The organism is Streptomyces sp. NPDC006207, assembly GCF_040613835.1.
GTDB lineage: Bacteria > Actinomycetota > Actinomycetes > Streptomycetales > Streptomycetaceae > Actinacidiphila.
In genome coordinates this window covers 1-1,081 of the sequence record NZ_JBEXSX010000162.1, presented here as the reverse complement: position 1 = coordinate 1,081, position 1,081 = coordinate 1, and the positions used below count along the sequence as shown (strand labels likewise).

Sequence of the window (1,081 nt, the reverse complement as noted above, 5' to 3'; positions counted from 1 at the left end):
TGAGGGGGTTGCCGACGGTGGTGTAGGTGCCGCGTTCGGGGTGGTCGACTTCGACGACGATGTCGTTGGCCTTGAGGCTGGCGTCGTCGATGATCTCCTTGGTGGACAGGATGGGCCCGCACGGGATGTTGTGGGTGTTGAGCTCTTCCAGGACCTGCCATTTGGGCAGGGTGGTGGTCCATTCCTCGATGAGCTGGAACATCTTGGCGAGTTTGGGCAGCCGGGCTTCGGGGGTGGCCCATTCGGGGTCGTCGGCGAGTTCGGGGTGGCCGATGAGTTCGGCCAGGGGTTGCCAGCCGACGGGCTGCACGATGACGTAGACGTAGTCGTTGGGGCCGCCGGGGGCGCATTTGACCGCCCAGCCGGGCTGGCCGCCGCCGGAGGCGTTGCCGGAGCGGGGGACTTCGTCGGTGAAGTCCTCGTTGGGGTACTCCGCGAGCGGTCCGTGGGCCAGGCGTTGCTGGTCGCGGAGTTTGACCCGGCACAGGTTGAGCACCGCGTGCTGCATGGCGACCTGGACGCGCTGTCCGCGGCCGGTGTGGGTGCGCTGGTACAGGGCGGCCAGGATCCCGGCCACGGCGTGGACCCCGGTGCCGGAGTCGCCGATCTGGGCGCCGGTGGCCATGGGCGGGCCGCCTTCGAAGCCGGTGGTGGCCATCGACCCGCCCATCGCCTGCGCGACGACCTCGTACGCCTTGAACGCGGTGTAGGGGCCGTCCCCGAAGCCCTTGATCGAGGCGTACACGATCCGCGGGTTGATCTCCTGGATCCGCTCCCAGGTGAACCCCATCCGGTCCACCGCGCCCGGCCCGAAGTTCTCCACCATCACGTCACTGCGCGCGATCAGCTCGGTCAGGATCTCCCGCCCGCGCGGGGTCTTGGTGTTCAGCGTGATGCTCCGCTTGTTCGCGTTCAGCATCGTGAAATACAAGCTGTCCACCCCCGGCACATCCCGCAACTGACGCCGCGTGATGTCACCCCCCGGGGCCTCCAGCTTCACCACGTCCGCACCCAGCCACGCCAGCAACTGCGTCGCCGACGGACCCGACTGCACATGCGTCATATCCAGGACGCGCACACC

1 protein-coding gene is annotated in these 1,081 nt (G+C 68.2%); it reads right to left on the bottom strand.

The genetic code is table 11. From position 1 onward, the window contains the following. A partial coding sequence (gene frc, locus ABZ312_RS45150) for a formyl-CoA transferase (RefSeq protein ID WP_500440237.1) occupies nt 1–1,081 on the bottom strand: 1,081 nt, incomplete at both ends.